The sequence below is a fragment of the Streptococcus infantis genome, from assembly GCF_047460405.1.
Classification (GTDB): Bacteria; Bacillota; Bacilli; order Lactobacillales; family Streptococcaceae; genus Streptococcus; species Streptococcus infantis_Q.
Map to the genome: position 1 here is coordinate 115962 of NZ_JASHGH010000004.1, position 24573 is coordinate 140534.

Consider the following 24573-nt stretch of genomic DNA (forward strand, 5'->3'; position numbering starts at 1 on the left):
TTGACAACCACAAATCCTATCCTAGAGGTAGAATAATGAATGGGAATCACGGTTAATTCAACTGTGGTTCTTTTTTCTACAAGGGGAGAAAGAAATTGTTTTTCTATTTTCTAAAATGGTATAATATAAGGAGAAAAAGGGAGGTGATAGCGAGTGATTGCACAACTTGATACAAAAACGGTTTATAGTTTCATGGAGAGTATGATTTCCATTCAGAAGTATGTTGACCAGGGGAAAGCATACGGCTACTCAGCACTTGGAATCATGGATGTTGACAATCTCTATGGAGCCTATTATTTTATCAAAGAGTGCCAAAAACAGGAGATTCAGCCTTTATTAGGTCTTGAGATGACCGTTCATCATGAGGAGGAACTTGTCAACCTTCGATTTTTAGCCTTGTCAAATCATGGTTATCGAAATCTCATGAAGCTTTCGAGTCAAAAAATGACAGGTAAAAAGGAATGGACTGATTTTTCTACCTATCTAGAAGATATTTGTGTTATTGTTCCCTATTATTCTGCAATTGATTCCTTGGACTTAGGGCATGACTATTATATCGGAGTGTATCCAGATACACCTCAGTCGAATTTTTCTCACTCCATTCTCCCACTTTATCGTGTTAATTCCTTCGAATCTGAGGATTTAGAAACGCTTCAAATGCTCAAGGCGATTAAGGAAAATGTGACCTTACGAGAGGTGGATGTTCAAGCGCAACAAGGCTTGTTTTTACCGGCTGACCGTCTAGAACAGATTTTTTTAGAGAAATTTCCACTCGCGCTTGAAAATCTTGCAAGATTAATCAAGGAAGCTTCCTATGAGATTGATAGTAGTCTCAAGCTTCCACGCTTCAATCCAGAGAGACCAGCTGTTGAAGAGTTGCGCGAAAGAGCTATTAAGGGCTTGGAACAGAAAGGCTTACTCGATTCAGTTTATCAGGCTCGTTTGGAAGAAGAACTATCTGTGATTCATGACATGGGATTCGATGACTATTTCTTGGTTGTCTGGGATCTCTTACGTTTTGGTCGTTCTCAGGGATATTATATGGGAATGGGACGTGGGTCTGCAGTTGGAAGTCTAGTGGCCTATGCCTTAAATATTACTGGTATTGATCCTGTAGCTAAGAATCTTATCTTTGAGCGCTTTTTAAATCGTGAACGCTATACCATGCCTGATATCGATATTGATATTCCTGATATCTATCGTCCTGAATTTATCCGCTATGTTCGTGACCGTTATGGTAGTATTCACGCTGCTCAGATAGTCACCTACTCGACTTTTGGTGCCAAACAGGCCATCCGAGATATTTTTAAACGGTATGGTGTTCCCGAGTACGAGTTGACATCCATAACCAAGAAAATTGGTTTCAAAGATACCTTGACAAGCGCCTATGAAGGGAATTTAGGCTTTAGACAACTGATTCAAGGTAAGATTGAGTACCAAAAGGCTTTCGTTATTGCCAAGAAAATAGAAGGAGCACCTCGTCAAACCTCCATTCATGCTGCTGGTGTGGTTATCAGTGATAAAAATCTAACGGACTATATTCCTCTTAAGTATGGTGAGGATATGCTCATTACCCAGTATGATGCTCATGGAGTCGAGGGAAATGGCTTGCTCAAGATGGATTTCTTGGGCTTACGAAACCTCACCTTCGCTCAAAAAATGAAGGAGCTCTTATTTGAAACTCAAGGAATTCAGCTAAGGATTGAGGATATTGACCTTGAGGATAGGGAAACTTTGGCTCTTTTTGCAGCTGGGAAGACCAAGGGAATCTTTCAGTTTGAACAACCTGGTGCTATTCGCTTATTAAAGCGCGTGAAGCCTGAAAGCTTTGAAGAAGTAGTGGCAACGACTTCCCTCAACAGACCGGGAGCGAGTGACTATATTGATAACTTTGTGGCTCGAAAACATGGTAAAGAAAAGGTAACAGTTCTGGACCCAGTTTTGGAAGATATTTTAGCTCCAACTTATGGCATTATGCTTTACCAAGAACAGGTTATGCAAGTGGCACAGCGTTACGCTGGTTTCAGCCTTGGGAAGGCCGACATTTTACGTCGTGCTATGGGGAAAAAGAATGCGGCCGAGATGCACCGAATGGAGGAGAGTTTTATCCAAGGTGCACTCGAAAAAGGTCATGGAAAAGAACAGGCTCAGCAGGTTTTTGCTGTCATGGAAAAATTTGCTGGTTATGGTTTCAACCGATCGCATGCTTATGCTTATGCGGCTTTAGCCTTCCAGCTTGCTTACTTTAAAACACATTACCCAGAAATCTTTTATCAAGTTATGCTCAACTATGCCAGTGGAGATTATATTCTCGATGCGCTTGAAATGGGTTTTGAACTAACACCACTCTCTATCAATACAATTCCGTATCAGGATAAATTGACAGACAGGACTATTTACTTGGGACTTAAGAGTATCAAGGGGATGCCTCGAGATTTTGCCTATTGGATTTTAGAGAATCGTCCTTTTAGTAGTGTCGAAGATTTTGTCACTCGCTTGCCTAAAAATTATCAGAAGTTGAGTCTTTTAACTCCCCTAGTCGAGATTGGTTTATTTGATAGTTTTGAAAAAAATCGCCAAAAAATCTTATCCAATTTACCTACTTTGTTTATTTTTGTGGAAGAATTGGGTAGTTTATTTGCAGATAATAGCTACAATTGGCTTGAGAGTGAGGATTTTACGCAAGTCGAAAAGTTTCGTAAGGAACAGGAGTGGCTTGGAGTCGGTATCAGTCCGCACCCCTTACTGATTTTAGCAAAGAATCCCCTCTATCCAATTGTGAGTTTGTCTGAACTATCTGAAGGACAGACAGCTACAGTACTCGTTGAGATAGAATCCATTCGTGTCATTCGTACTAAAAAAGGTGAAAACATGGCTTTTCTGAAAGTTAGTGATAGTAAAACGAAGCTTGAAGTCACAGTTTTTTCTGACCAGTATCGCCAATTTAAAAATCTCTTACATGAAGGAAGATTTTACTACCTTAATGGAAAAGTGCAGGCAAGAGACGGTCGCCTTCAGTTAGTATTAAATAATCTAAAAGAAGCAGTGAGTGAACGATTTTGGATTCAGGCTGCTGATCATGAACATGATTCTGAAATTTATCATATTTTAGAACAATACAAGGGACAAATTCCTGTCATCATTCGCTACGAAAATGAACAAAAAAATGTTCTTTTGCCGGGCTATTTTGTTGCAAAAGATGTTAGTTTGCAGGAAACTTTGAGTCAAATAACTATGAAAACGATTTATCGTTAAAAATCAATGAAAATAAAAGAATTTTAACTTTAATTATGGTATAATCAGTTAGAATGTTAAAAGAAAAAGGAGCAAAACCAAATGAAACGTATTGCTGTTTTGACTAGTGGTGGAGACGCCCCTGGTATGAATGCTGCCATCCGTGCAGTAGTTCGTCAAGCAATCTCAGAAGGAATGGAAGTTTTTGGTATCTATGATGGATACGCTGGTATGGTTGCTGGTGAGATTTATCCACTTGATGCTGCTTCAGTGGGAGACATCATTTCACGTGGTGGTACTTTCCTTCACTCTGCTCGTTATCCTGAGTTTGCAAAACTCGAAGGTCAACTTAAAGGGATTGAGCAGTTGAAAAAACACGGTATCGAAGGTGTCGTAGTTATCGGTGGTGACGGTTCTTATCACGGAGCTATGCGCTTGACTGAGCATGGATTCCCTGCTATTGGACTTCCAGGAACAATCGATAACGATATCGTAGGTACTGATTTCACAATCGGATTTGATACTGCAGTTACAACTGCAATGGATGCCATCGATAAGATTCGTGATACCTCATCAAGTCACCGTCGTACTTTCGTAGTTGAAGTTATGGGACGTAATGCTGGAGATATCGCTCTTTGGGCTGGTATTGCCACTGGTGCTGATGAAATTATCATCCCTGAAGAAGGCTTCAAGATGGAAGACATCGTAGCAAGTATCAAAGCTGGATATGAACACGGTAAGAAACACAACATTATCGTTTTGGCAGAAGGTGTTATGTCAGCGGCTGAATTTGGTCAAAAGCTAAAAGAAGCTGGAGATACAAGCGACCTTCGTGTAACTGAACTTGGTCATATCCAACGTGGTGGATCTCCAACTGCTCGTGACCGTGTATTGGCGTCACGTATGGGAGCACACGCTGTTAAACTTCTTAAACAAGGAATCGGTGGTGTCGCTGTTGGTATCCGTAACGAGAAAATGGTTGAAAATCCAATTCTTGGAACTGCAGAAGAAGGAGCTTTGTTTAGCCTAACAGCTGATGGTAAGATTGTTGTTAACAATCCTCATAAAGCTGACCTTGAACTTTCTGCTTTGAACAAGAGCTTGTCATAATCAACTTTAACTAAACTGGTAAAATGACCATAAAAGGTCAAATTATATAAAGGAGTCACAAAAATCATGAACAAACGTGTAAAAATCGTTGCAACTTTGGGTCCTGCGGTAGAAATCCGTGGTGGTAAAAAATTCGGTGATGACGGATACTGGGGTGAAAAACTTGACGTTGAAGCTTCAGCTAAAAACATTGCTCAATTGATTGAAGCAGGAGCTAACACTTTCCGTTTCAACTTCTCACACGGTGACCACCAAGAACAAGGTGACCGTATGGCAACTGTTAAACTTGCAGAAAAACTTGCAGGTAAAAAAGTTGGTTTCCTTCTTGATACTAAAGGACCAGAAATCCGTACTGAATTGTTCGAAGGTGAAGCTAAAGAGTACTCATACAAAACTGGTGAAAAAATCCGTGTTGCAACTAAACAAGGTATCAAATCAACTCGTGAAGTGATTGCTTTGAACGTTGCTGGAGCTCTTGACATCTATGATGACGTTGAAGTTGGTCGCCAAGTATTGGTTGACGATGGTAAACTTGGTCTTCGTGTTGTAGAAAAAGACGATGCAACTCGTGAATTTGTCGTTGAAGTTGAAAACGACGGTGTTATCGCTAAACAAAAAGGTGTAAACATCCCTAACACTAAAATTCCTTTCCCAGCTCTTGCTGAACGTGATAACGCTGATATCCGCTTCGGTCTTGAACAAGGTATCAACTTTATCGCGATCTCATTCGTACGTACTGCAAAAGACGTGAACGAAGTTCGTGCAATCTGTGAAGAAACTGGTAACGGTCACGTTCAATTGTTCGCTAAAATCGAAAACCAACAAGGTATCGATAACTTGGACGAAATCATTGAAGCTGCTGATGGTATCATGATCGCTCGTGGTGACATGGGTATCGAAGTACCATTTGAAATGGTTCCAGTTTACCAAAAAATGATCATCACTAAAGTGAACGCTGCTGGTAAAGTTGTCATCACTGCAACAAACATGCTTGAAACAATGACTGAAAAACCACGTGCAACTCGTTCAGAAGTATCAGACGTATTTAACGCTGTTATCGACGGAACTGACGCAACAATGCTTTCAGGTGAGTCAGCGAATGGTAAATACCCACTTGAGTCTGTTCGTACAATGGCAACTATCGATAAGAATGCTCAAACTCTTCTTAACGAATACGGACGTTTGAACTCAGATTCATTTGAACGTAACTCTAAGACAGAAGTTATGGCTTCAGCAGTTAAAGATGCTACAAATTCAATGGACATTAAATTGGTTGTAACTCTTACTAAGACTGGTCACACAGCACGTTTGATCTCTAAATACCGTCCAAATGCTGATATCTTGGCATTGACATTCGACGAATTGACAGAACGTGGATTGATGTTGAACTGGGGTGTTATCCCAATGTTGACAGAAGCTCCATCATCAACTGATGACATGTTCGAAATTGCTGAACGTAAAGCAGTTGAAGCAGGTCTTGTACAATCTGGTGACGATATCGTTATCGTTGCAGGTGTGCCACTTGGTGAAGCAGTTCGTACTAACACAATGCGTATCCGCACTGTACGTTAATCTAACATTAAAAAGCCTATCATATCAAGCTTTCTAGCTTGTGTGATAGGTCTTTTTTTGTGGCGAGGGGCAAAAATATCATTTTCCTTTCAATGCTAAGGTATATAATACAGCTTACCCTGTAACTTTTGCTGTAATTATAGATTGCAATGGTCATTTTTCTATATTTATGACTAAACCTAGCTAGGATTTTTTGGATAATAAGTCTATAAATGTATGATTGAGGCTTGAGCTTATTACTGTTTGTGCAGAAAGGATTGCTAAAAGATAGGGTTTAGTAGTGTTTAGGAAAATAAAAAAGCTCTCTGGAAAAACCAGAAAGCCTGAGAGGCATCTCCATGTGAGAAATCGGTTCACACAATTTCTCAAGGTCCGCTCCTGCGTTATGACCTCCTATGCTCAATAGTAGCTCTCGCTACATATCGACTCATCGCATTGTCTATTCTACTATAAGGTCCATAAAATGTCAAGAAAAAATCAGCTCCCTATTAAGGAACTGATCAACAATGCTAATTGCCGGGATCGAACCGGCGACCTCATCCTTACCATGGATGCGCTCTGCCTACTGAGCTAAATCAGCTTACTTAAAAAGTATACTATAGTTTCAAATCTTTGTCAATACGTTATTTTCTTTAAAAAATAATCGGATTTCCGCTCAAAAAAAGGCTTAAGGAGATAGCTCCTAAGCCACTGTTTCCTTTAGCCTAATTTTTCTTTTATTTTGTCTGGATTCCAGATAAAGCTTGCGATAAAGCTAAAAATGATGGTGATAACAGCTACGATAATAGCTAGAATAAGGGCAGGGATACGGATAAACCACCAAAGTGGATTTGGTTTCTTATCATTGTGCCATTGTTTCGTTTCCTCATCTAAACGTTGGAATTCAGATTGGATGCGGTCTGCAACCATCTCAATACCTTCATCATTCATTTTTTTGATGTCAGAAATATCAATAGGATTTCCAAAGTTCATGTCGACACGTTCACGACTAATGAGCCCTTTTAAGGTCATTGGACCAGTGTAGGTAACTGGCATGATACGTACTTTGGCCATTTTAGCGATGAGAGCAACACCACCTTTAACATCGTTGGAATGACGACTGCCACTTGGAAACATGATGAGAGAGCGGTCGCTCTTTTTAAGAACATTGATAGGGTATTTGATAGCAGAAGAACCTGGGTTATCACGGTCGATAGGGAAAGCACCACACATGCGAATCCACCAACCAAAGATACGGTTGGTAAAGAGTTCTTTTTTTGCCATAAAGACAAATTGCTTTGGTTTTGTTGCAAAAGCCATATAGACTGGATCCCACCAGGTACGGTGTGGCGCAACAAGGATATAATTTTCATCTAAACTTGGAATTTTTTCAGTATTGTGAAAGTGAGCATTTCCATTGATTGACCATAGAATCAACATAACCAGCCCACGCAGATAAGTATAAAACATGATGTCTCCTTCAGTTTTCTTTCTTTTATTATACCTTATCATACCAGGACAGGCAAATGTTTTTTTGTATAGGCTGAACAGCTTTTTATATGAAATTAGAAATATTCAAAAAAAAATGATATGATAGAGTTTATGGATAAAAATAAAATGATGGGATTAAGCCAATCAGAAGTCAAAGATCGTCAGAAACAGGGACAGGTCAATGATTTCCAAGCTTCAGCTAGTACTAGTACATGGCAGATTGTGAAGAGAAATGTCTTTACTTTATTCAATGCTTTAAACTTTGCCATTGCCCTAGCGCTCGCCTTTGTTCAAGCTTGGAGCAACCTAGTTTTCTTTGCGGTTATCTGTTTTAATGCATTTTCTGGGATTGTAACTGAGCTACGAGCTAAACATATGGTTGATAAACTCAATCTCTTGAATAAAGAAAAAATTACGACAATTCGTGATGGACAAGAGATCGCTTTGGACCCCGAAGAACTTGTTTTAGATGATGTTATTCGCTTGTCAGCAGGAGATCAGATTCCAAGTGATGCCATTGTATTAGAAGGTTTTGCAGAAGTCAATGAAGCCATGTTAACGGGTGAGAGCGACTTGGTGCAAAAAGATGTAGAAGACTTAATGCTGTCAGGAAGCTTTCTTGCGAGTGGGTCTGTCCTTGCTCAGGTACATCATGTTGGGGCAGATAACTATGCTGCTAAACTCATGCTTGAAGCTAAGACAGTGAAGCCAATTAACTCTCGTATCATGAAATCGCTAGACCAGTTAGCCGGCTTTACTGGGAAAATTATCATTCCTTTTGGTATTGCTCTCTTGCTTGAAGCCTTGGTCTTAAAAGGTCTGCCACTCAAGTCTTCTGTAGTCAATTCATCTACAGCTCTTTTGGGGATGTTGCCTAAGGGAATCGCTCTTTTGACCATCACTTCTCTATTAACTGCTGTTATCAAGCTTGGGTTGAAAAAGGTTTTGGTGCAGGAGATGTATTCTGTTGAGACCTTGGCGCGTGTGGATATGCTCTGCTTGGATAAGACAGGTACCATCACCCAAGGGAAGATGCAGGTTGAGACTGTTCTTCCTCTGACCCAGGCTTATGACAAGGATGCTATTGCCGACATACTAACCAGCTATATGGCAAACAGCGAGGATAAAAATCCTACAGCTCAAGCTATCCGTCAACGTTTTCAAGGTCAAGTAGCTTATCCGATGATTTCTAGTCTTCCATTTTCAAGCGATCGTAAATGGGGAGCAATGGAGTTGGAAGGTCTCGGAACTGTTTTCCTAGGTGCACCTGAGATGTTGTTGAATGCTGAAGTTCCTGAGGCTAGAGAAGCTCTTGAACGAGGATCTCGTGTCTTGGTTCTGGCCCTCAGTCAAGAAAAACTTGATCACCACAAGCCACAGAAACCATCGGATATGCAAGCCTTGGCTTTGCTTGAGATTCTAGACCCAATCCGAGAAGGGGCAGCTGAAACTCTAGACTATCTTCGTTCTCAGGAAGTGGGCTTGAAAATTATTTCTGGTGATAATCCAGTTACTGTTTCAAGTATTGCTCAAAAAGCTGGTTTTGCAGACTACCACAGCTACGTAGATTGCTCGAAAATTACTGATGAAGAGTTGGTTGCCATGGCTGAGGAGACAGCGATTTTTGGACGTGTCTCTCCTCATCAAAAGAAACTGATCATCCAAACGTTGAAAAAAGCAGGTCATACGACTGCCATGACAGGAGACGGTGTCAATGATATTCTAGCTCTTCGTGAGGCAGACTGTTCCATCGTGATGGCTGAAGGAGATCCAGCGACTCGTCAGATTGCAAATCTGGTCCTCTTGAACTCAGACTTTAATGATGTTCCTGAGATTCTCTTTGAAGGTCGTCGTGTAGTCAACAATATTGCCCATATTGCTCCGATTTTCTTGATTAAGACAATCTATTCATTTTTATTGGCAATCATCTGTATTGCGAGTGCATTGTTGGGACGTAGTGAATGGATTCTGATTTTCCCATTTATTCCGATTCAGATTACCATGATTGACCAGTTTGTGGAAGGATTCCCACCGTTCGTATTGACCTTTGAGCGAAATATTAAACCAGTAGAACAAAACTTCCTCAGAAAATCCATGCTCCGTGCACTACCAAGTGCCTTGATGGTAGTTTTTAGTGTTCTCTTTGTTAAAATTTTTGGAACTAGTCAAGGCTGGTCAGCCATTGAAATTTCGACTCTTCTGTATTATCTACTAGCGTCGATTGGTTTCATGTCTGTAGTTAGAGCTTGCTTGCCATTTAGTCTGTGGCGTATTCTCTTGATTATTTGGTCGGTTGGTGGCTTCCTTGGAACAGCTCTATTCCCAAGAATCCAAAAACTACTTGAAATTTCAACACTGACAGGACAAACATTACCTGTCTATGGCATCATGATGCTGATCTTTACTGTGATTTTCATCCTGACAAGTCGTTATCAAGCTAGAAGATAAAGAAAGGCTGCAATCCTTGATTGTGGTCTTTTTGGGTGCAGGATTGCTAGACAAAATATGGTATAATAAAGAAAAATAGACTTTTGGAAAGTGAGAGAAAATGATTTCGAAGAGATTAGAAACGGTAGCTTTTTTTGTTCCCCAAGGAGCCGTTTTGCTAGATGTAGGAAGCGATCATGCTTATTTACCGATTGAGCTAGTTGAAAAAGGTCACATTGAGCGTGCCATTGCAGGAGAGGTAGTAGAAGGTCCCTATCAATCTGCAGTCAAAAATGTTGAAAGTCATGGTTTGACTGAGAAAATTCAGGTTCGTTTAGCCAATGGTTTAGCAGCTTTCGAAGAAAGTGACCAGGTCTCTGTTATCACTATTGCAGGAATGGGTGGTCGTTTGATTGCTACGATATTAGAAGAGGGTTTGGACAAACTAGCCAATGTTGAGCGTTTGATTCTTCAACCAAATAACCGAGAAGATGAGTTGCGTTCTTGGTTACAAGAACACGGTTTTCAAATCATAGCAGAAAGTATTCTAGAAGAAGCTGGGAAATTCTACGAGATCATAGTTGTAGAAGTTGGTGAAATGAAGCTATCAGCCACTGATGTTCGCTTTGGCCCCTTCTTGTCCAAAGAAGTCAGTCCAGTCTTCATCCAAAAATGGCAAAAAGAAGCCAGCAAGCTTGAGTTTGCCCTTAGTCAAATTCCAGAAAAAAATCAAGAAGAACGTCAGGTTCTAGCAGATAAAATTCAAGCCATCAAGGAGGTGCTCCATGAAAGCAAGTGAAGTGATTAAGCGTTATGAAGCCTATTGCCCACAAGAATTTTCTATGGAAGGTGATAGTCGTGGTCTGCAAATTGGTACTCTAGATAAGGATATCCAAAAAGTCATGGTTGCTCTTGATATCCGTGAAGAGACAGTCGCTGAAGCTATTGACAAGGGTGTTGATCTGATTATCGTTAAGCACGCTCCTATCTTTCGTCCTATCAAGGACTTGGTAGCTAGTCGTCCTCAAAATCAGATTTACATCAATCTCATCAAAAATGATATTGCCGTCTATGTTAGCCATACTAATATCGATATTGTTGAAAATGGTCTTAATGATTGGTTTTGCCAACTATTGGGTATTGAAGATACAACTTATCTGCAGGAAACAGGTCCTGAACGTGGGATTGGGCGTATTGGAACGATTAGACCTCAAACATTTGAAGAATTTGCCAGTCATGTTAAGGAAGTCTTTGGTCTAGATAGCCTTCGTATGGTGTATTATCATGAGAGTGATTTGCAAAAAACAATCTCAAGAGTGGCTATCTGTGGTGGCAGTGGACAATCTTTCTACTCTGATGCTTTAGAAAAAGGAGCAGATCTTTATATCACTGGTGATATTTATTATCATACTGCCCAGGATATGTTGTCTGACGGTTTGCTGGCATTGGATCCAGGCCACTATATCGAAGTTCTTTTTGTTGAAAAAATTGCAGTGCTCTTGAATGAATGGAAGGAAGAGAATGCTTGGTCGCTAGAAGTTGTCGCAAGTCAAGTTTCTACCAATCCATTCCATCATATCTAGTTAGAAGGTAAAGACAATGAAAAAAGTTGCCATTGTAGGAGCAGGAATTGTAGGGGCAACAGCTGCCTACTATCTCTCTAAAGAAGCAGATGTCGAAGTAACTGTCTTTGATCATGGGCACGGACAAGCTACCAAGGCAGCGGCAGGAATCATCAGTCCTTGGTTCTCTAAACGACGTAATAAAGCTTGGTACAAGATGGCTCGCCTAGGAGCAGACTTTTATGTAGATTTATTAGCTGATTTAGAAAAAAATGGTCAAAAGATTGATTTCTACCAGCGCTCAGGAGTCTTCCTTCTCAAAAAGGATGATTCCAAGCTAGAGGAACTCTATCAACTTGCCTTGCAACGTAGAGATGAATCTCCCTTAATTGGCGAATTAGCCATTTTGGACCAAGCTGCTGCAAGCAGCCTATTCCCTGGTCTAAAGGGATTTGATAGATTGCTTTATGCTTCTGGTGGAGCTCGAGTAGATGGGCAACTCCTAGTGAGTCGTTTACTGGATGCCAGTCAGGTTAAGGTCGTAAAGAAAGAGGTTAGTCTAACTCCTTTATTATCAGGCTATCAGATAGACAATCAAATGTTTGATCAAGTAATTTTATCTACGGGAGCTTGGCTTGGACACATTTTGGAGCCTTTAGGCTATGAGGTGGATGTTCGTCCTCAAAAAGGTCAACTTAGAGATTATCAAGTGCCACAAGACATGGGAGCTTACCCTGTAGTTATGCCTGAAGGTGAATGGGATTTGATACCATTTCCTGGAGGCAAGTTATCTCTAGGAGCTACCCATGAAAATGACATGGGATTTGACCTAACAGTTGATGAAAATTTGCTCCAACAAATGGCTGAGGCAGCGAGTCCGTTTTATCCAAGTTTAAAAGATGCAATTTTATCTGGAGAACGTGTGGGGATTCGTGCTTATACAAGTGATTTCTCTCCATTTTTCGGACAGGTTCCAAACTTATCAGGAGTCTATACGGCAAGTGGTCTAGGATCTTCAGGATTAACGACTGGTCCTATTATCGGTTATCATCTAGCTCAAATGCTTCAGGGGAGAAGTGGTGTATTAGCTCCAGCAGATTATCCGACTGAAAGATACATTAAAAAGAAACAATAGTAAAACTTTTACCTAGTTTTTACGATAGTCTTAGGAAAGTAAATGACTTTCCCTATCAAAAATGGTAAAATGAAAAAAATAATCCAAGAATTGAGGAAATGAAATGCAAGAAAAAATTCTGGTAACAGGTGGAGCAGGTTTTATCGGAACTCACACTGTCATCGAACTGGTCCAAGCTGGACACCAAGTAGTTGTCGTGGATAATTTGGTAAATAGTAGTCGTAAAAGTCTTGAAGTAGTCGAAAGAATCACTGGGGTAGAAATTCCTTTTTACGAAGCTGATATTCGTGATACAGATACACTTCGTGATATTTTCAAACATGAAGAACCAACAGGAGTCATCCATTTTGCTGGTTTGAAGGCAGTTGGAGAGTCAACTCGCATCCCACTTGCCTACTATGATAACAATATCGCTGGAACTGTCAGTCTCTTGAAAGTTATGGAAGAGACTAACTGTAAGAATATCATCTTCAGCTCTTCAGCAACTGTTTATGGAGATCCGCATACTGTTCCAATCCTCGAAGATTTCCCTCTTTCTGCTACTAACCCTTATGGTCGTACTAAGTTGATGCTTGAAGAAATCTTGACAGATATCTACAAAGCTGATTCAGAATGGAACGTTGTTTTACTTCGTTACTTCAACCCAATCGGAGCGCATAAGAGCGGTGATTTGGGTGAAAATCCAAACGGTATTCCAAATAACCTTCTACCATATGTTACACAAGTCGCAGTTGGTAAGTTGGAACAAGTTCAGGTCTTTGGAGATGACTACGATACTGAAGATGGAACAGGTGTTCGTGACTATATCCACGTCGTTGACCTTGCAAAAGGGCACGTTGCGGCACTTAAGAAACTTCAAAAAGGTTCAGGACTAAACATTTACAACCTTGGTACAGGAAAAGGCTATTCTGTCCTTGAAATTATCCAAAATATGGAAAAAGCAGTCGGACGTCCTATTCCATACCGTATTGTTGAACGTCGCCCAGGTGATATTGCAGCCTGCTACTCAGATCCAGCAAAAGCTAAGGAAGAGCTAGGATGGGAAGCAGAACTTGGTATTACAGAAATGTGTGAAGACGCATGGCGTTGGCAAAGTCAACATCCAAACGGATTTGAAGACTAAGATGATGATTTCAATCATAGTCCCATGTTTAAACGAAGAGGAAGTACTTCCTCTTTTTTATCAAACTCTTGAAGCACTGATCCCAGATTTGGGAACAGAAATTGAATACATTTTTGTAGATGATGGTTCGACTGATAAGACTTTGGACCTTTTAAAGGTTTATCGAGAGAAAAATCCAGCAGTACATTATATCTCTTTCTCACGAAATTTTGGGAAGGAAGCAGCCTTATATGCAGGTTTACAACAAGCTAGAGGAGATTTGGTGGTAGTTATGGATGCAGACCTTCAGGATCCCCCAAGCTTCTTGCTTGAGATGAAGGAACTACTAGATCAGAATCCAGACTTGGACTGCGTTGGAACACGCAGAACCAGTCGAGAGGGTGAGCCCTTTTTACGTAGTTTCTGCGCCGATCTTTTTTATCGTTTTATGCAAAAAATTAGCCCAGTAGCTCTTCCCCTAGGGGTTCGTGATTTTAGGATGATGAGAAGATCAGTTGTGGATGCAGTGTTAGAATTGACAGAATACAATCGCTTTTCCAAAGGACTCTTTGCTTGGGTTGGTTTCCATACTCACTATCTAGAATACCCTAATGTTGAAAGGCAGGCAGGTAAGACAAGTTGGAGTTTTAGACAACTCTTTTTCTACTCTATTGAAGGGATTGTGAATTTTTCAGATTTTCCTTTGATATTAGCCTTTGTTGCTGGTCTTTCGTCGTGTTTTCTGGCTTTGGTGATGACATTGTTTGTAGTTGTCCGTACTCTCGTACTGGGCAATCCAACTTCTGGTTGGACCTCTCTGATGGCTGTCATTCTATTTCTTGGTGGTGTCCAATTATTGACGATTGGGATTCTTGGAAAATATATCAGTAAAATTTATATGGAAACGAAAAAAAGACCCCTCTATCTGATAAAAGAACAGAGTGAGTCATGATAAGATTTGCTAAAAATAAGTCCTTCAAAAGACTATAATTTTCTGGAAAAATATGCTAAACTAGAGAAAGTGGGATTTGAACATCAAAACACCACTGATGACAAATTAATCTTTGATGAGCGCGCGAGTGGGACACTGTTTCACAGCCTCTAGCAGCTCTTCACTAGCTGGGATGTCTCTCTCTAGTAGATTCGGATCATCATAGAAACGCACAATACCATTATCATGGTAATCAAATAAATCAGAATAGGTTTGGCATAGCCCACAGGCAATGCATCGTTCAGGTATAAGTGTGATTTTCATATTTATATTGTAATAAGAAATTAGAAAAAAAACAAGGAGTAAGGTATGGAAAAGGAACCATGGCAAGAAGATATTTACGACATCGAGGAAAGTCGTTCGGAACGCAGAAGCAGAGGAAATAAGGGAACAGGAGTGGTAGCCAACCGTATTCTAACCATTTTGGCTTGTATTTTCTTTGTTATCGTTGTCGGTATGATTGCTGTTTTAATCTACCTGTCATCTGGTGGAAGTGATCGTACAGCAGCCTTGAAAGATTTTCATGATTCTTCTGCGCCTAAGGTAGAGGAAGTTTCTTCAACGTCATCAAGTAGTTCAGTTGAAGCATCAAGTTCTGAAGCAGGATCAACTTCTTCAAGTAGTTCAGAGGAACATACAAATGCTGAGGGAACCATTACTGTCCTTGCAGGTGAAGGTGAAGCAGCTATTGCAGCTAGAGCAGGCATTTCTATTGCTCAGCTTGAAGCCTTGAACCCTGGTCATATGTCTTCAGGAACTTGGTTTGCAAATCCTGGTGATGTCCTTAAGACAAGATAGGAGTGACGATGAAAACAATTCAGATCGCTATTGATGGACCAGCATCCAGTGGTAAAAGTACAGTAGCCAAGATTATTGCTAAGGACTTTGGATATACCTACTTAGATACAGGTGCCATGTATCGTGCTACGACTTACATCGCTTTGAACAACCAAGTAAGTCCAGAAGAGTCTTCTCGACTTCTTGAATTATTGGAACAATATCCGATTAGCTTTGGTCGTGCTGAAACAGGAGAACAGCTTGTTTTCGTTGGAGACGTTGATGTTACCAATCCAATCCGTGAAAATGAAGTAACCAATGCTGTATCTGCTTTTGCAGCCATTCCAGCTATTCGTGAAAAATTGGTAGCCCTTCAACAAGAAATTGCCCAACAAGGCGGAATCGTCATGGATGGTCGAGATATTGGTACAGTTGTATTACCTCAAGCTGAATTGAAGATTTTTCTTGTTGCTTCAGTGGATGAACGTGCGGAAAGACGTTATAAGGAAAATCTTTCAAAAGGGATCGAAACAGATTTGGAAACTTTGAAAGAAGAGATTGCTGCGCGTGATTATAAGGATAGTCATCGTGAAACTTCTCCTCTTAAACAGGCTGATGATGCAATCTATTTGGACACAACAGGGCTAAGTATTTTAGAAGTTGTCGAAAAAATTAAATCAGAAGCAGTCAAACATTTTTAATTGAAATTTTAACCGATTGACCACGATAGTGGTGAGTCGGTTTTTTAGCAATTTGTCAAATTTTTAATTTTAAGGTATAATAGTCTTTGTTAACGAAAATTTGACATTCAAACCATCATAAAAATAGAAGGAGATAAGATGAACAATCTACCAAATTGCCCAAAATGTAATTCAGAATATGTCTATGAAGACGGAGCCTTGCTAGTCTGTCCAGAGTGTGCTTATGAATGGAATTCTGCTGAGCAAACAGAGGTTGAAGAAGGCCTTGTTGCTATCGACGCTAATGGAAATAAATTGGCTGACGGTGATACAGTAACCTTGATCAAAGACCTTAAGGTAAAAGGTGCTCCAAAAGACCTTAAGCAAGGGACACGTGTTAAAAATATCCGTATTGTTGAGGGTGACCACAACATCGATTGTAAGATTGATGGTTTTGGTGCTATGAAATTAAAATCAGAATTTGTTAAAAAGATTTAATCATGACTACTTGGAATAAATTTATTTTTTTCAGTCGGACTTTCTTGTTTTTCGCAGCATTTACAGGGGTTTATCTGGAAATTACCAAACGTGGTGGTTTAGGGATGTTGCTTTACTATACAGTCCTTTCCAATCTTTTGGTTGTCATCTTTACAGCTTATCTTTTGTTAAAGATGCGTAGTGGCGGTGATAGTTGGCAGAGTGCTGGGATTCTACGTCTCAAAGGTGGTGTCACTATGAGTATTATGATTACTTGTGTCATCTATCATTTCATGCTAGCTCCCTTGACGACAGATTTTTACCGTTTGGAAAATTTCCTTTGTCATTATATCGTACCTCTCTGGTTTTTAGCAGATACAATTATTTTTGATAAGAGTCGTCAATATAAGTGGTTTGATCCCATGCTTTGGACCAGCCTTCCTTTGCTTTATATGATTTTTGCCCTTTTAAACGGTTTTGTTCTAAAGATGGATGTCCCTAACGCTAAGGATAGTCCCTTCCCTTATTTCTTTTTGAATGCTCCCAAACATGGTTGGAGCTTTGTCTTTAAATGGGCAGCCACTATCTTTCTTGCTTATATGATTTCAGGATATCTATTTTATCTTGTAAAAAGTACAAAAAAAGCAAAAAAATAAAAGTACTCACACGTGGGTACTTTTTTTGTTTGGGACAATTGTACCCGGACAAATCAAATTATTTTATCTTGTTATGCAGTCTTTTATACCTTACAATAAAACTGTAGCTACCAATACAACTATTGAGGATGAAAAAAATGACTGAAAATCGTTATGAATTAAATAAAAATTTGGCACAGATGCTTAAAGGTGGCGTCATCATGGATGTTCAAAACCCTGAACAAGCAAGAATTGCTGAGGCTGCAGGTGCAGCAGCAGTGATGGCCTTGGAACGAATCCCGGCTGATATTCGTGCAGCGGGTGGTGTATCTCGTATGAGTGATCCAAAGATGATTAAGGAAATCCAAGAAGCTGTCAGCATTCCAGTTATGGCTAAGGTTCGAATTGGGCATTTTGTTGAAGCCCAGATTTTAGAAGCTATCGAAATTGACTATATCGATGAGAGCGAAGTTCTATCTCCAGCTGACGATCGTTTCCATGTGGACAAGAAAGAATTTCAAGTTCCTTTTGTTTGTGGTGCTAAAGACCTAGGAGAAGCCTTGCGTCGTATCGCTGAAGGAGCTTCTATGATCCGTACAAAAGGGGAACCTGGAACAGGAGACATCGTTCAGGCAGTCCGCCATATGCGTATGATGAATCAAGAAATCCGTCGCATTCAAAATCTACGTGAAGATGAACTCTATGTCGCAGCAAAAGAACTCCAAGTACCTGTAGAATTAGTTCAATACGTCCAGGAACATGGGAAATTACCAGTTGTTAACTTTGCAGCTGGAGGCGTTGCAACACCAGCGGACGCTGCTCTTATGATGCAGCTAGGTGCAGAAGGTGTCTTTGTTGGATCTGGAATTTTCAAATCAGGTGATCCTGTTAAACGTGCAGCAGCAATTGTCAAGGCAGTTACAAACTATCAAAATCCTCAAATTTTAGCTCAAATCTCAGAAGATTTGGGAGAAGCCATGGTTGGTATCAATGAGAATGAAATTCAAATTCTCATGGCGGAGCGAGGAAAATAGATGAAAATCGGAATCTTGGCCTTGCAAGGTGCCTTTGTAGAACACGAGAAAATGCTTGCTCAACTAGGAGTTGAAAGTATTGAATTGCGAAACCTAAAAGATTTTCAGCAACATCGAGGTGAGCTGTCAGGTTTGATTTTACCTGGAGGTGAGTCGACAGCTATGGGAAAACTCCTACGTGACCAACAGATGCTACTTCCTCTAAGAGAGGCTACTCTCAATGGTTTACCAGTCTTTGGAACTTGTGCAGGTTTAATTTTGCTAGCGAGACAAATCACTTCTCAGGAAGAGAGCCATCTATCGACTATGGACATAGTAGTGGAGCGTAATGCCTATGGACGTCAGTTAGGAAGCTTTTATACAGAAGCTGAATGCAAGGGTGTTGGCAAAATTCCAATGACTTTTATCCGTGGTCCAATTATCAGTAGTGTTGGTGAGGATGTTGATGTTCTGGCAGTAGTGAACAATCAAATCGTTGCTGCTCAAGAAAAGAATATGCTAGTGACCTCCTTTCATCCGGAATTGACAAATGATCTTTGCTTGCATCAATACTTTATCAATATGTGCAAATAAAAATAGGTCGGGATTTTTCCGGCCTATTTTTACATGTAATAAACAATGGCGATGTATTGGAGAGCTGAAGCTGCCAGAATGAAGAGATGCCAGATCATGTGGAAGTAAGGTTTCTTCTTAGCATAAAAACCAGCACCAACTGTATAGCAAAGCCCACCTGATACCATAAGAGTCCAAAAGATTGGATTTGTTTGACTGATGATTGCTGGTAGGATAGCCACAACTAGCCAACCCATGATGAGGTAGAGTATCAGACTAAATTTTTCATTGACTTTTTTGGCAAATATTTTATAAAGAATACCAAAAATAGTTGTTCCCCACTGAATGGCGATAATGAGATAACCAAACCAGTTATTCATCAAGGTCAAAACGACAGGAGTATAAGAGCCAGCAATCGCAACATAAATCATAGAATGGTCAATGATACGAAGCACGTACTTATGAGTGGAACCATAAGCCATAGAGTGATAAATAGTCGATGAAAGAAACATAAGAAAGAGGCTAATAACGAAAATCGACACCCCAATCGATGATAAAAATCCATGAGCTTCATAACTATAAGTCGATGAGATAGGGAGCAAAATCAGCATGATAAGTGCCCCTACAGCATGGGTGACGCTGTTGGCAATCTCTTCTCCAAAACTAAGGCGCTTGCTAAGTTTAAAACTAGTATTCATTTGTTTCCTCCTCTTCATTTTCTGTATAGACAAGGGCTAGTGTTTGATGATAGAGTTTAACCGTTTGGCAACTTGCTTGAATGATTGGATTAGCTGGATCAATATCTTTATTCATATAGTCCACAAAAGCATTGTAAAGTTCTTCTGAGTTAGTCTCTGTGTGTAGGGTATTCAGGGTTTGAGCAATTTCCTGGATTGAAAAAACAGACTTGAGTGTTGTAATAGCAATCAATCGGGCAATTTGTTTGCGTTGGTATTTTTTCTTTTCAGGTTTACTGATATAGCCGTGCTTCACATAGTTGTTCACCATTGATGCAGTTAAACCTTTCTCTTTAGCAAGAGAAATAGGGGAACAAACTTTATTCACATAAAGTAGGACCTGATCCAAATAGAGATCAATGTTTGGAATTTCGTCCCATTCTGGGTAGGAAAAAGTAGTTTTCATTTCCAACTCCTGTTTATCTAGTTTTGATAACTAGATTATAAAATAATAGAAATAAAAAGTCAAGTTTTAACTGCTTGTAGAAAGCCTTAAATTATGCTATGATGAGAGAAACTAGTCAGAAAAGAGGAGATAAGATGGAAATTCGTTTAGCCTTTCCAAACGAAGTAGATGCAATTATGCAGGTGATTGAGGATGCTAAAAAATGCTTGGCGGAAGCTGGTAGTACCCAGTGGCAAAATGGTTACCCAAATGCCGACACGATTATTGAAGATATCATCTCTGGTCAGGCTTATGTAGCCTTGGACGAAGGAGAACTTTTAGCCTATGCAGCAGTGACTAAAAGTCCAGAAAAAGCTTATGAAGCCATTTATAATGGAAGTTGGGAAGGAAGAGAACCAGAATACCTTGTATTTCATCGTATTGCTGTGGCAGCAGATGTTCAAGGGCAAGGGGTAGCGCAGACCTTCTTGGAAGGCTTGATTGAAGGCTTTGATTACCTAGATTTTCGTTCAGATACGCACGCTGAAAATAAGGCTATGCAACATATCTTTGAAAAGCTTGGCTTTAAAAAGGTTGGGAAGGTTCCAGTAGATGGAGAACGCCTAGCCTATCAAAAATTAAAATCCAATGCCTAAAAAGTATGTAAAAATGCTCTATGTTTCTCCCGTAGGGGAGCTCTCACTAGTTGCTGATGACCACTACTTGCTTGGCATTTGGTTTCAAGGTCAGAAACATTTTGAGAGAGGTTTGGAAGCTGGGTGTATCGTTGATGTTCCAAGCCATCCAGTTTTGAACCAAATTGCTTCTTATTTAGATAGCTATTTTTCAGGACAAGTCCAAGACCTGTCTGAGCTTCCTCTGGCTCCGATTGGAAGTGAATTTGAAAAGAAAGTTTGGTCTTATCTACGGGAAATACCCTTTGGGCAGACAGTTACTTATGGGCAAATAGCTAAGGACTTGCATGTAGCTTCTCCTCAAGCAATTGGTGGAGCTGTAGGCCGAAATCCTTGGTCTATCCTCGTACCTTGTCACCGCGTACTAGGAGCTGGCAATCGTCTTACAGGCTATGCTTCGGGAGTTGAAAAGAAGGCTTGGCTGTTGGAGCATGAAAATGCAACATTTAAAGAGAATATAGAATAGAAAGAAAAGAAAATGTTAGAATTTATCGAATATCCAAAATGTACAACTTGTAAAAAAGCCAAAAAAGAGTTAGATCAACTCGGATTAGAGTATAAAGATGTTCATATTGTAGAAGAAACTCCGAGTGAAGAAGTCATTTTAAACTGGATCGAAACTTCAGGATTTGAGTTGAAGCAATTTTTTAATACTAGTGGGATTAAATACCGTGAACTGGGTTTAAAAGACAAGGTTGGAACTTTATCCAATAAAGAAGCAGCCAAACTGCTGGCCAGTGATGGTATGTTATTAAAACGTCCAATATTAGTGGAGAATGGTGCTGTGAAGCAAATCGGCTATCGTAAAACCTACGACAACTTAGATTTGAAATAGTTTTTTTCTATCTCCTTGATAGGTAAAATATATAACTTCACACTTTTAAAGTATGATAAACTAGTAGGTAGACAAAGTCTCTTCTGTTCGTAGCAAATATTTTAAATCTAGGCAGAAGTATGATAGAATGATTCATTATCAGGAGAGGATGTTTCTATGAATGTTACAACACTTTTAGCATCAGATTGGTACCAAAACTTGATGCAGTATATTCCAGACGGTAAACTGTTTAGTTTTCGTTCTGTCTTTGATGGGATTCCAAGAATTGTACAACAATTGCCAACAACATTGATGTTGACAGTATTTGGTGCTTTTTTTGGCATCATCTTGGCCTTGGTTTTTGCTATTGTAAAAATTAATCGCGTTAGAATTCTTTATCCATTACAAGCATTCTTTGTTAGTTTCTTAAAAGGGACACCAATCCTAGTGCAGCTGATGTTGACTTACTATGGAATTCCTCTAGCATTAAAAGCGTTGAATCAACAATGGGGGACTACTTTTAATATCAATGCGATTCCGGCTGCAGCTTTTGCCATTGTAGCTTTTGCTTTTAACGAAGCAGCTTACGCTAGTGAAACTATCCGTGCTGCTATACTTTCTGTCAATCCTGGAGAGATTGAAGCTGCTCGTAGTCTTGGGATGACACGTGCACAAGTTTACCGTCGTGTGATTATTCCAAATGCAGCAGTGGTTGCTACACCAACCTTGATTAACTCCCTAATCGGTTTGACTAAGGGAACTTCCCTAGCCTTTAGTGCGGGTGTTGTAGAAGTCTTTGCTCAAGCTCAGATTTTGGGTGGTGCCGACTACCGTTACTTCGAACGTTTTATCTCAGTTGCTCTTGTATACTGGGTGGTAAATATCGCTATTGAAAATCTTGGTCGCTTTATTGAGAGAAAAATGGCCATCGAAGCACCAGATAATGCGAAAACAGATGTGAAAGGAGACCTTCGCTAATGATTAAGATTTCAAATTTAAGCAAATCCTTTTCAGGTCAAACCGTCTTGGATCATCTGAATTTAGATATTCAAAAAGGGGAAGTAGTGGCTTTGATTGGTTCATCTGGAGCAGGAAAATCAACCTTTCTTCGTAGCCTAAATTACCTGGAAACTCCTGATAGTGGAAGTATTCAGATTGATGATTTCAAAGTGGACTTTTCTCAAATTACTCAAGATGAAATCTTGACTCTTCGTCGTAAGTTGTCCATGGTATTTCAACAATTTAATTTATTCGAGCGTAGAACAGCCTTAGATAATGTCAAGGAAGGTTTGGTAGTTGTTAAAAAACTTTCCGACGAAGAAGCAACTAAGATTGCCAAAGAAGAGTTGGCTAAGGTTGGTCTTTCAGATCGTCAACAGCACTATCCTCGCCACTTATCAGGTGGACAAAAACAACGGGTAGCTTTGGCGCGTGCTTTAGCCATGAAGCCAGCAATCTTGCTCTTAGATGAACCAACTTCAGCACTTGATCCAGAATTGGTTGGTGAGGTAGAAAGATCTATCGCGGATGCCGCTAAATCAGGTCAAACCATGGTTTTGGTTAGTCACGATATGTCATTTGTTGCTCAAGTTGCGGATAAGGTTTTATTCTTGGATAAAGGAAAGATTATTGAATCTGGAACACCGGATGAGATTATCAACCATCCTAAAGAAGAAAGAACAAAAGAGTTCTTTGCTAGTTACAAACGGACCTATATTTGATATAATAGAAGATAAGAAAAACTCAGTTGGCTAAGCTAACTGGGTTTGCTCTTTAAAAATGTTAGAAATGAGAGAGAGCATGCTACTTCAAATATTTTCCTTGTACTTCCAGAGTCTAGTTTTAACCATGTTACTAGTCTTGATTATCTTGGGACTTTGGATTGGTTTAAGAGCCCTTTCAGGTGTTGATAAAACAGCTAAGGCCCGCCAAGCCCACCTCTATGATATGATTATGATTGGAGTCTTAACAATTCCAGTATTGTCTTTTGCAACCATGAGCATCTTGTTGGTTCTCAAGGCATAATAGTTGTCAAATAGGATTTTATCCGTTAGAATAAGAATAGTTACAACAAGAAAGAAGGAAATAGGATGTACGATACAATTATTATCGGTGCGGGGCCTGCAGGTATGACTGCAGCCTTATATGCAGCTCGCAGCAATCTAAAAGTTGCTTTGATTGAAGGTGGTCTTCCAGGCGGTCAGATGAATAACACTTCTGATATTGAAAACTATCCAGGCTATGCTAATATTAGTGGTCCTGAGTTGGCTGAAAAGATGTTTGAACCACTTGAAAATCTAGGTGTTGAACATCTATATGGTTTTGTAGAAAACATCGAGGACCTTGTTGCTTATAAAAAAGTAATCACAGATGATCAAGAATTTGAAACACGTACTGTTATCGTGGCGACTGGTTCTAAGCACCGTCTCTTGGGAGTTCCAGGTGAAGAAGAACTGAATAGCCGAGGTGTTTCTTACTGTGCGGTTTGTGACGGAGCCTTTTTCCGTGACCAAGATTTGTTGGTTGTAGGTGGTGGTGACTCAGCAGTTGAGGAAGCAATCTTCCTAACACAGTTTGCCAAAACTGTAACCATTGTTCACCGTCGTGATGAGCTTCGTGCTCAAAAAGTCTTGCAAGACCGAGCTTTTGCCAATGAGAAAATCAACTTTATTTGGGATTCTGTTGTCAAAGAAATCAAGGGTGAAAACCGTGTGGAGTCAGTTGTCATTGAAAATATTAAAACAAATCAAGTGACTGAACATGCCTTTGGTGGTGTATTTATCTACGTTGGTTTAGATCCAGTTAGTGATTTTACAAAAGATTTACAAATCCAAGATGAGTCAGGTTGGATTGTGACAGATGACCACATGAAGACAAGTCTTGCAGGTGTCTTTGCAGTTGGAGATGTTCGTCAGAAAGACCTTCGACAAGTTACAACAGCTGTTGGAGATGGTGCTATTGCAGGTCAAGAGGCCTATAAATATATTACTGAACATAGTTAAAAAGGCGGTGGGACAGAAATCGATAGACAAAGTCTCGATTTCGTAGTCCCAGCCCCGCGAGGATGATTAGGAGCTTTTTGGAGTCCAAAAGACGAACAAAAAGTTCAATCAGCTCCGCGTCAAAGTTTGATTGCTAATAAAAAGGTGAGGTCGGGATCTTTTTGTCCCAACCTCACCTTTTT

Annotated in this window: 26 protein-coding genes and 1 tRNA gene; 22 read left to right on the forward strand and 5 right to left on the reverse strand. The window is 39.9% G+C overall.

The features are described 5' to 3' along the window. Positions 1-153: 153 nt before the first annotated feature. The 3 genes from QM928_RS02985 (at position 154) to pyk (ending at position 5916) form a co-directional block, all read left to right on the forward strand. On the forward strand, positions 154-3255 hold the full coding sequence (locus tag QM928_RS02985) for a DNA polymerase III subunit alpha (RefSeq protein WP_315639355.1): 3102 nt from the start codon (positions 154-156) through the stop codon (positions 3253-3255). Positions 3256-3336: 81 nt separating this feature from the next. Next, positions 3337-4344: a 6-phosphofructokinase gene (pfkA, locus tag QM928_RS02990; protein WP_000820873.1), complete on the forward strand. Its 1008-nt coding sequence runs from the start codon at positions 3337-3339 to the stop codon at positions 4342-4344. A gap of 66 nt (positions 4345-4410) precedes the next feature. Continuing rightward, on the forward strand, positions 4411-5916 hold the full coding sequence (gene pyk, locus QM928_RS02995) for a pyruvate kinase (protein ID WP_014713116.1): 1506 nt from the start codon (positions 4411-4413) through the stop codon (positions 5914-5916). A 507-nt stretch (positions 5917-6423) separates the two neighbouring features. Here the strand turns inward: pyk and QM928_RS03000 are convergent. Both QM928_RS03000 and QM928_RS03005 read right to left on the reverse strand, forming a co-directional pair. Further along, a tRNA-Thr gene (locus QM928_RS03000) sits at positions 6424-6496 on the reverse strand. Between the two features lie 119 nt (positions 6497-6615). After that, positions 6616-7365 carry a lysophospholipid acyltransferase family protein gene (locus QM928_RS03005; RefSeq protein WP_414294368.1) on the reverse strand — a complete coding sequence of 250 codons (750 nt, stop codon included), beginning with the start codon at positions 7363-7365 and terminating at the stop codon, positions 6616-6618. A gap of 132 nt (positions 7366-7497) precedes the next feature. On the opposite strand from QM928_RS03005, the gene QM928_RS03010 reads away from it, so the two are divergent. The 6 genes from QM928_RS03010 to QM928_RS03035 all read left to right on the forward strand — a co-directional run bounded on the left by QM928_RS03010 (position 7498) and on the right by QM928_RS03035 (position 14564). Next, complete coding sequence (locus tag QM928_RS03010) at positions 7498-9834, forward strand: cation-translocating P-type ATPase (RefSeq protein ID WP_414294367.1); 2337 nt, start codon at positions 7498-7500, stop codon at positions 9832-9834. Between the two features lie 100 nt (positions 9835-9934). Then, complete coding sequence (locus QM928_RS03015; protein ID WP_414294366.1) at positions 9935-10612, forward strand: tRNA (adenine(22)-N(1))-methyltransferase; 678 nt, start codon at positions 9935-9937, stop codon at positions 10610-10612. Continuing rightward, positions 10599-11396 carry a Nif3-like dinuclear metal center hexameric protein gene (locus QM928_RS03020; protein WP_248034605.1) on the forward strand — a complete coding sequence of 266 codons (798 nt, stop codon included), beginning with the start codon at positions 10599-10601 and terminating at the stop codon, positions 11394-11396. The genes QM928_RS03015 and QM928_RS03020 overlap by 14 nt, the downstream gene beginning before the upstream one ends. Before the next feature lie 16 nt (positions 11397-11412). Further along, positions 11413-12510 (forward strand): NAD(P)/FAD-dependent oxidoreductase, encoded by a 1098-nt coding sequence (locus QM928_RS03025; RefSeq protein ID WP_414294365.1) that lies wholly within the window; start codon positions 11413-11415, stop codon positions 12508-12510. Positions 12511-12613: 103 nt separating this feature from the next. Further along, entirely contained in the window at positions 12614-13633 is a 1020-nt protein-coding gene (gene galE / locus QM928_RS03030) for a UDP-glucose 4-epimerase GalE (RefSeq protein WP_248034607.1), read from the forward strand. A 1-nt stretch (position 13634) separates the two neighbouring features. Further along, positions 13635-14564 carry a glycosyltransferase family 2 protein gene (locus QM928_RS03035; protein WP_414294364.1) on the forward strand — a complete coding sequence of 310 codons (930 nt, stop codon included), beginning with the start codon at positions 13635-13637 and terminating at the stop codon, positions 14562-14564. A 105-nt stretch (positions 14565-14669) separates the two neighbouring features. On the opposite strand, the gene QM928_RS03040 is transcribed toward QM928_RS03035, so the two are convergent. Next, positions 14670-14867, reverse strand: a complete 198-nt coding sequence (locus QM928_RS03040) for a ferredoxin (RefSeq protein ID WP_075230460.1) — start codon at positions 14865-14867, stop codon at positions 14670-14672. A 45-nt stretch (positions 14868-14912) separates the two neighbouring features. Between QM928_RS03040 and QM928_RS03045 the strand changes: the two genes are divergently transcribed. From QM928_RS03045 to pdxT, 6 genes are all read left to right on the forward strand, one after another. Beyond that, entirely contained in the window at positions 14913-15401 is a 489-nt protein-coding gene (locus QM928_RS03045; RefSeq protein WP_075231789.1) for an SAG1386/EF1546 family surface-associated protein, read from the forward strand. Positions 15402-15409: 8 nt separating this feature from the next. Next, positions 15410-16081 carry a (d)CMP kinase gene (gene cmk, locus QM928_RS03050; protein ID WP_075231790.1) on the forward strand — a complete coding sequence of 224 codons (672 nt, stop codon included), beginning with the start codon at positions 15410-15412 and terminating at the stop codon, positions 16079-16081. Positions 16082-16219: 138 nt separating this feature from the next. Continuing rightward, complete coding sequence (locus QM928_RS03055; protein WP_414294363.1) at positions 16220-16558, forward strand: zinc ribbon domain-containing protein YjdM; 339 nt, start codon at positions 16220-16222, stop codon at positions 16556-16558. Between the two features lie 2 nt (positions 16559-16560). Beyond that, complete coding sequence (locus QM928_RS03060) at positions 16561-17193, forward strand: Pr6Pr family membrane protein (RefSeq protein ID WP_414294362.1); 633 nt, start codon at positions 16561-16563, stop codon at positions 17191-17193. A 137-nt stretch (positions 17194-17330) separates the two neighbouring features. After that, entirely contained in the window at positions 17331-18206 is an 876-nt protein-coding gene (gene pdxS, locus QM928_RS03065) for a pyridoxal 5'-phosphate synthase lyase subunit PdxS (RefSeq protein ID WP_414294361.1), read from the forward strand. Then, positions 18207-18779, forward strand: coding sequence for a pyridoxal 5'-phosphate synthase glutaminase subunit PdxT (gene pdxT, locus QM928_RS03070; RefSeq protein ID WP_414294360.1), 573 nt, complete (start codon positions 18207-18209; stop codon positions 18777-18779). A 29-nt stretch (positions 18780-18808) separates the two neighbouring features. Here the strand turns inward: pdxT and trhA are convergent, their stop codons facing one another. After that, on the reverse strand, positions 18809-19456 hold the full coding sequence (gene trhA, locus QM928_RS03075; protein ID WP_001097751.1) for a PAQR family membrane homeostasis protein TrhA: 648 nt from the start codon (positions 19454-19456) through the stop codon (positions 18809-18811). Beyond that, a complete protein-coding gene (locus QM928_RS03080; protein ID WP_414294359.1) occupies positions 19446-19901 on the reverse strand; it encodes a DUF1836 domain-containing protein in 456 nt (151 codons plus the stop codon). Before QM928_RS03080 ends, trhA begins: the two co-directional genes overlap by 11 nt. 134 nt (positions 19902-20035) lie before the next feature. Between QM928_RS03080 and QM928_RS03085 the strand changes: the two genes are divergently transcribed. The 7 genes from QM928_RS03085 to trxB all read left to right on the forward strand — a co-directional run bounded on the left by QM928_RS03085 (position 20036) and on the right by trxB (position 24391). Next, positions 20036-20536 (forward strand): N-acetyltransferase family protein, encoded by a 501-nt coding sequence (locus QM928_RS03085; RefSeq protein WP_414294358.1) that lies wholly within the window; start codon positions 20036-20038, stop codon positions 20534-20536. Continuing rightward, entirely contained in the window at positions 20529-21041 is a 513-nt protein-coding gene (locus QM928_RS03090; protein ID WP_414294357.1) for a methylated-DNA--[protein]-cysteine S-methyltransferase, read from the forward strand. Before QM928_RS03085 ends, QM928_RS03090 begins: the two co-directional genes overlap by 8 nt. Positions 21042-21053: 12 nt before the next feature. After that, the gene (locus QM928_RS03095) at positions 21054-21410 is read left to right on the forward strand and encodes a Spx/MgsR family RNA polymerase-binding regulatory protein (RefSeq protein ID WP_414294356.1); all 357 of its coding nucleotides are present in this window, start codon (positions 21054-21056) and stop codon (positions 21408-21410) included. A 156-nt stretch (positions 21411-21566) separates the two neighbouring features. Continuing rightward, positions 21567-22367, forward strand: coding sequence for an amino acid ABC transporter permease (locus QM928_RS03100; protein WP_414294355.1), 801 nt, complete (start codon positions 21567-21569; stop codon positions 22365-22367). Beyond that, the gene (locus QM928_RS03105) at positions 22367-23110 is read left to right on the forward strand and encodes an amino acid ABC transporter ATP-binding protein (protein WP_414294354.1); all 744 of its coding nucleotides are present in this window, start codon (positions 22367-22369) and stop codon (positions 23108-23110) included. Before QM928_RS03100 ends, QM928_RS03105 begins: the two co-directional genes overlap by 1 nt. Positions 23111-23189: 79 nt before the next feature. Then, positions 23190-23414 carry a DUF4059 family protein gene (locus QM928_RS03110; RefSeq protein ID WP_414294353.1) on the forward strand — a complete coding sequence of 75 codons (225 nt, stop codon included), beginning with the start codon at positions 23190-23192 and terminating at the stop codon, positions 23412-23414. A 65-nt stretch (positions 23415-23479) separates the two neighbouring features. Further along, entirely contained in the window at positions 23480-24391 is a 912-nt protein-coding gene (trxB, locus tag QM928_RS03115) for a thioredoxin-disulfide reductase (RefSeq protein ID WP_414294352.1), read from the forward strand. Positions 24392-24573 lie beyond the last annotated feature (182 nt).